Origin of the sequence: Nonomuraea mesophila (assembly GCF_004352805.1) — a bacterium.
Taxonomy (GTDB): Bacteria; Actinomycetota; Actinomycetes; order Streptosporangiales; family Streptosporangiaceae; genus Nonomuraea; species Nonomuraea longispora.
Map to the genome: position 1 here is coordinate 53352 of NZ_SMLD01000040.1, position 6313 is coordinate 59664.

Here is a 6313-nt window from a genome sequence, read left to right on the forward strand (position 1 = left end):
CTCTTGTGAACTCCCCACCCGAGACACCCTCAGCAGCTGAGCGGCCGGCGGTCACAGACGCCGAGCTGCTGACTGCCCATATCAACGGGGACCCCCACGCCTTCAGCGAGATCGTCAAAAGGCATCGCGATCGCATGTGGGCGGTCGCCCTGCGTACGCTCGGTGACCCCGACGAGGCCGCCGACGCCGTGCAGGACGCCTTCGTCTCCGCCTACCGCAAGGCCGCCACGTTTCGCGGCGAGGCGGCCGTCACCACCTGGCTGCACCGCATCGTGGTCAACGCCTGCCTCGACCGCATGCGCCGCAAGTCCGTCAGGCCCGTCGCGGACGACGAGCTGATCGAGGCCGCCGAGCGCGAGACCCCCCTGCCCGACCAGACCGTGGAGCGTGAGGTCTCCATGGAGGTGTCGGCCGCGCTCAAACTCCTGCCCAGCGATCAGCGGGCGGCCCTTGTCCTCGTCGACATGATGGGCTATTCGGTCGAAGACGCAGCTCACGTGCTCCAAGTTCCGAGCGGCACGGTGAAGAGCCGGTGTGCCAGAGGACGCGCGAAACTTGCCCCGATTCTTTCGCATCTGCGGAACCGAACGGACCTCGATCGCGTCTCATCCGCGAAGGGAGCAGAACTTCGTGACGGGTGATACGCACTACGATCTGGACATCCTGGCCGAGCTGGCCGAGGGTCTCCTGGACGTCGACACGGCACGCCAGGTCCGCGGGCATCTCGCGGTCTGCGACCCCTGCGGGGAGCTACTGGCAGACCTGGCGACGGTTCGCGAGGTGCTCGCGGCGACCCCCACCCCGGCCATGCCGATGGGTGTCGCACTGCGCATCGACAAGGCTCTGGCCGCCGAGTCGGAGTCCCGGAAGGGCGCGGGTGTGGGCCTCGCCGACACCCCGGACTGGGACGAGCTCATGCGGGACGCCCCGTGGGAGCGCGCCGCCGAGGTGCCAGAGCCCGCACGCTTCGGCGCGGGCAGGGCCGCCGACCCGGCGCCGGCCGACGCCCCCGGACAGGACACCGCGGAGCCGGTACGCCTCGGCGTGGTCGCCGGCGACGGCACCGTCGTCCCGGCCAGGCGCACGCGCGCACGACGGCGCGGCTGGGCGTTGCCCGCGGTCGCGGCAGCGGCGGCGGCCGCCGTGGTCGGCACGGCGGTGGCCTCGACCAGCCTGCTGGCGAGCGGCGGAGGCGGTCAGGGCGAGACCGTCGCGCCACCGGTGGCGCAGTCCAAGGCGGTGTCGACGCCCACGCCGGTGGAGCGGAATCCGACGCGGGCGAGGTCGTACGCGCTGACCGACAGCCAGCACAACTACAGCGACCAGGAGCTGCGGCAGCCGCTCGAAGGCGTCTTCGGCCCCGCGCCCATCGTCGGTGGCGGCACGTCCGACGCCGCGAACGTCGACAAGTGCGTGAACAGGGTGGCGAACCGCTCGAAGCTGCCGACGTACGCGGTCGACCAGGGGCAGTACAACGGCCAGGAGGCCCTCGTGATCGCCTCGTGGAAGAACAAAGCCGCCCAGAAGCTGCGCATCGACATCGTCGACCCGTTCAACTGCAAGAACCTGCGTAAGCCCGCACTGGGCCGCTGGTAGACGAAACCCCACGTCAGAGCCCGCTTCGGCGGGCTCTTTCGTTTCGGATGGGTGTTGCGGGCAGGGCAGGGAATCAGGGCGGCCTAGGATCTGTTGACGCCGATGGCATCAGCTGACTGAGGAAGGCAGGCGTGAAGCGTTGAGCGACGTGCGTAACGTGATCATCATTGGATCCGGCCCAGCCGGCTACACCGCGGCCGTCTACTCCGCCCGTGCCGAGCTCAAGCCGCTGATCTTCGAGGGCTCCGTCACGGCCGGCGGCGCGCTCATGAACACCACCGACGTGGAGAACTTCCCCGGGTTCCCTGACGGCATCATGGGCCCCGACCTGATGGACAACCTGCGCAAGCAGGCCGAACGGTTCGGCGCCGAGCTCATCGCCGACGACGTCGTCGAGGTCGATCTCGAGGCCAACCCCAAGGTGGTCAAGACCTACACCGACACCTACTACGCCAAGTCCGTCATCCTGGCGATGGGGTCCGGTTACCGCGAGCTCGGCCTGGCCAACGAGAAGCGTCTGTCCGGCCGCGGCGTGTCCTGGTGTGCCACGTGTGACGGCTTCTTCTTCCGCAACAAGGACATCGTGGTCGTCGGCGGCGGCGACACCGCGATGGAGGAGGCCACGTTCCTGACCAGGTTCGGCCGCATGGTGACGGTGGTGCACCGGCGTGACACGCTGCGGGCCAGCAAGATCATGCAGGACCGCGCCTTCAGCAACGACAAGATCCGGTTCGTCTGGGACTCGGAGGTCGCCGACGTGATCGGCGACACCAAGGTCGAGGCGGTCAAGCTGCGCAACCTCAAGTCCGGCGAGGAGTGCGAGCTGGCCACCGACGCGCTGTTCCTGGCCATCGGCCACGACCCGCGCACCGAGCTGGTCAAGGGGCAGATCGACCTCGACGAGAACGGCTACATCAAGGTGGCCTCCCCCAGCACCGCCACCAACATCGAGGGCGTCTTCGCCGCAGGAGACGTCGTGGACCACACCTACCGCCAGGCCATCACCGCGGCCGGCACCGGCTGCGCGGCCTCGCTCGACTCCGAGCGCTGGCTGGCCACCATCGAGAAGTAAGGAGCGCACCGTGAAGGCTGTCACCGACGCCGACTTCGACACCGAGGTTCTCAAGAGCGACAAGCCCGTCCTCGTCGACTTCTGGGCCGAATGGTGCGGCCCGTGCCGCCAGGTCTCGCCGATCCTTCAGGAGATCGCCAACGAGCACGGCGACAAGCTCGAGGTCGTCAAGCTCAACATCGACGAGAATCCCGAGGTTCCGCGCCAGTACGGCGTACTCCAGATTCCCACCCTGAACGTCTACAAGGGTGGAGAGGTCGTGAAGCAGATCATCGGCGCCAAGCCGAAGGCCATGCTGCTGCGCGAGCTTGAGGGCATCATCTAGCGCCACGGATGGTTCGCCCTTTGTGGCGCGCTTCGCCCGGCAGAAGCCCCCGTCCCTCGCGGCGGGGGCTTCTGTATGGGCGCGTGCAGGGCTGAGACGCCGTCAGACGGGACGTAGGGCGCGTTCCGGACTCATGGAGCCCAAGAGCCGTTCCAGAGCCACCTCGACGTCCTCGCGCCACGAAACAGCGGTCTTGAGTTCCAGTCTCAGCCGCGGAAATCTCAAATGCGGACGAACTGTCTTAAAACCAACAGAAAGCAGATATTCCGCGGGAACTATGCAACTCGGCTCTTCCCACTTGAGGTCCCCAAACGCTTCTATGGCTTTCACCCCGCGCCGGGTCAGATCTTTGGCGACGCCCTGGATCAGCATCCGGCCCAGCCCGCCGCCCGAGAACTCGGGAATGATATGGGCCGACATCAGCAGCACCGCGTCCGCGCTGACGGGCGAGGTGGGGAAGGCGAGCGAGCGCGGGCTGTAGAGCGGCGGGCTGTAGAGCACGAAGCCCGCAGGCACCCCGTCGACGTAGAGGATTTTCCCGCAGCTCCCCCATTCCAGGAGCGTGCCGGAGATCCAGGCCTCCTTCTCCAGCCCGGAGTCGCCCGACTCCACCGCGCGCTCGCCGCTGACGGGATCGAGCTCCCAGAACACACACCGCCGGCAGCGGCGCGGCAGATCGTCAAGATTGTCCAGGGTTATGTTGACCAGCCGGCGCGACAACTACCGCCCCTATCGTTGACCCGGAAAAGCGCGCGAAAACCGCGTCCACAGGTGGCATCGTAGCCCAGTGAAGATGCCACCAGCCGACACCACGACGGTCAGCCCCGTCACGGGCGACATGTCCGTCTAGCGTAATCTGGTATTTCAGTCCGATATGACACCTAGGAGGTGGGCCGTGACAGCAGAGCGGGATCACGGTCAGGCACCCGCGACCCACGGGTCGCGCATCGACGCGTACGTCGATCGGTACGCCGCACGAGCTACCGGGATGGTCGCCTCCGAGATCCGAGCTCTCTTCGCCGTCGCGTCGAGACCCGAGGTGGTCTCGCTCGCCGGCGGCATGCCGTACGTCACGGCGCTCCCCCTCGACATGGTCGGCGAGCTCGTCTCCGACCTGGTCACCAAGCGCGGCCCCGTCGCGCTGCAGTACGGCTCCGGCCAGGGTGACCCGCACCTGCGCGAGCAGATCTGCGAGGTCATGCGGCTTGAGGGGATCCACGCCGGGGCGAACGACGTCGTCGTCACCGTCGGTTCGCAGCAGGCCCTCGACCTGATCACCCGGATCTTCATCGACCCCGGCGACGTGGTGCTCGCCGAGGGTCCCTCGTATGTGGGGGCTTTGGGGACGTTCGCCGCCTACCAGGCCAAAGTGGTTCATATCGCCATGGACGATCAGGGCATCGTGCCCGAATCCCTGGCCCAGACTATCTACGCCCTGGAAACCGCCGGCGCGCCCATCAAGTTCCTCTACACGATCCCGACCTTCCAGAACCCCGCCGGCGTCACCCTCAACATCGCCCGCCGCCAGCAGGTGCTCGACATCTGCCAGCGGGCCGGGGTGCTCGTCATCGAGGACAATCCGTACGGACTGCTCGGCTTCGACGGCGAGCCCATGCGCGCCCTGCGCGCCGACAACCCCGACGGCGTGGTCTACCTGGGGTCGTTCTCCAAGACGCTCGCCCCGGGCTTCCGCGTCGGCTGGGCGCTCGCCCCGCACGCCATCCGCGACAAGCTCGTGCTCGCCATGGAGTCGGCCGTGCTGTCCCACTCGTCGTTCACCCAGCTGGCCGTCGGTCAATACCTCACCACCCAGCCCTGGCGCGAGCAGATCAAGACGTTCAAGGAGCTCTACCGCGAGCGCCGCGACGCCATCCTCGACGCGCTCGACGCCCTGATGCCGCCCGAGGTCACCTGGACCCGCCCCGCCGGCGGGTTCTTCGTCTGGGCCACCCTGCCCGAAGGGCTCGACTCCAAGGCCATCCTGCCGCGGGCCGTGGCCGAGCGGGTCGCGTTCGTACCGGGCACCGGGTTCTTCTCCGACGGCAGCGGATCGCGGCACATGCGCCTGTCGTTCTGCTTCCCCGAACCCGACCGCATCCGCGAGGGCGTACGCCGGCTCGCCGGAGTGATCGAACAGGAGATGCAGTTGCGCGACACGTTCGGCACCTCGTCGGCGCGCGACCACACCGGAGTCGACACGCCAGGGCCCGACCTGGCCTGAACCTCACGACGGAGGGCCGGCGCCGGGCGGCGCCGGCCCTCCGTCTTCCCCGGACCAGACCGGGCGCGCGGACGAAGCACCTGCCGTACGCCATCCACCCCCGGCGCCGGTACGGTGGGACAGCGTGCGATCAGCGGAGGAGATGTGATGAGCGATCTGGGCCACGTGCTCGTGCTGGCCGGAGGCCTCTCCTACGAGCGGGAGGTGTCTCTGCGCTCCGGTCGCCGAGTCAGTGAGGTGCTGCGCGCGGCGGGCGTCGACGTCGAAGCCCGCGACACCGACGCGTCCCTCGTGCCCTCCATCCTCGCCGACCCGCCGGAGGCCGTGTTCGTCACCCTGCACGGCGGCGCGGGCGAGGACGGCGCGATCCGCTCCGTCCTCGAACTCCTCAACGTCCCCTACGTGGGCGCCGACCCCGACGCCTGCCGGGTCGCCTTCGACAAACCCACCGCCAAGGCCGTCGTACGCTCCGTCGGGCTGCACACCCCCGAATCCGTCACGCTGCCGAAAGAGACCTTCCACGACCTCGGCGCCACCGTCGTGCTCGGCCGCATCGTCGAACGCCTCGGCCTGCCCCTCTTCGTCAAGCCCGCCCGGGGCGGCTCGGCGCTCGGCGCCTCCATCGTCCGCACCGCCGAAGACCTCCCCGCCGCCATGGTCGGCTGCTTCGCCTACGGCGACACCGCCCTGATCGAACGGTACGTCGAAGGTGTCGAGGTGGCCGTCTCCGTCATCGACCTCGGCAACGGCCCGGAGGCCCTGCCCGCCGTGGAGATCGTCCCCGACGAGGGGGTCTACGACTACGCGGCCCGCTACACGGCCGGCCACACCGAGTTCTTCGCCCCCGCCCGCCTCTCCCCCAAGGCCGCCGCGGCGTGCGCGGACACGGCGGTGACCGCCCACACGGCGCTCGGCCTGCGCGACATCTCCCGTACGGACCTGATCGTCGACGCGTCAGGCGTGCCCCATTTCCTCGAGGTCAACGTGGCGCCGGGGATGACGGAGACCTCCCTGCTGCCCATGGCCGCCGAAGCAGCCGGCCAGGACCTGGGCGACCTCTGCCGTGCCCTCCTCCAGATCGCCGCCACCCGCTCCCGCC

At 68.8% G+C, this 6313-nt stretch carries 7 protein-coding genes; 6 read left to right on the forward strand and 1 reads right to left on the reverse strand.

Annotated features, from left to right (window positions below; all coding sequences use genetic code 11):
- Positions 1–5: 5 nt before the first annotated feature.
- The 4 genes from sigM to trxA all read left to right on the forward strand — a co-directional run bounded on the left by sigM (position 6) and on the right by trxA (position 2993).
- Entirely contained in the window at positions 6–641 is a 636-nt protein-coding gene (gene sigM, locus E1295_RS17730) for an RNA polymerase sigma factor SigM (RefSeq protein ID WP_132631412.1), read from the forward strand.
- Positions 631–1596 (forward strand): anti-sigma factor, encoded by a 966-nt coding sequence (locus tag E1295_RS17735; protein WP_132631413.1) that lies wholly within the window; start codon positions 631–633, stop codon positions 1594–1596. The genes sigM and E1295_RS17735 overlap by 11 nt, the downstream gene beginning before the upstream one ends.
- Before the next feature lie 139 nt (positions 1597–1735).
- The gene (trxB, locus tag E1295_RS17740) at positions 1736–2668 is read left to right on the forward strand and encodes a thioredoxin-disulfide reductase (protein WP_132631414.1); all 933 of its coding nucleotides are present in this window, start codon (positions 1736–1738) and stop codon (positions 2666–2668) included.
- A gap of 10 nt (positions 2669–2678) precedes the next feature.
- Positions 2679–2993, forward strand: a complete 315-nt coding sequence (gene trxA / locus E1295_RS17745) for a thioredoxin (RefSeq protein ID WP_132631415.1) — start codon at positions 2679–2681, stop codon at positions 2991–2993.
- 102 nt (positions 2994–3095) lie between these two features.
- On the opposite strand, the gene E1295_RS17750 is transcribed toward trxA, so the two are convergent.
- On the reverse strand, positions 3096–3713 hold the full coding sequence (locus E1295_RS17750) for a GNAT family N-acetyltransferase (RefSeq protein ID WP_132631416.1): 618 nt from the start codon (positions 3711–3713) through the stop codon (positions 3096–3098).
- Positions 3714–3867: 154 nt separating this feature from the next.
- Here E1295_RS17750 and E1295_RS17755 point away from each other — a divergent pair, with 154 nt between their 5' ends.
- Positions 3868–5214: an aminotransferase-like domain-containing protein gene (locus E1295_RS17755; RefSeq protein WP_425465350.1), complete on the forward strand. Its 1347-nt coding sequence runs from the start codon at positions 3868–3870 to the stop codon at positions 5212–5214.
- Positions 5215–5361: 147 nt separating this feature from the next.
- Positions 5362–6313, forward strand: a 952-nt coding sequence (locus E1295_RS17760) for a D-alanine--D-alanine ligase family protein (RefSeq protein ID WP_132631418.1), incomplete at its 3' end; no start/stop codon positions are given.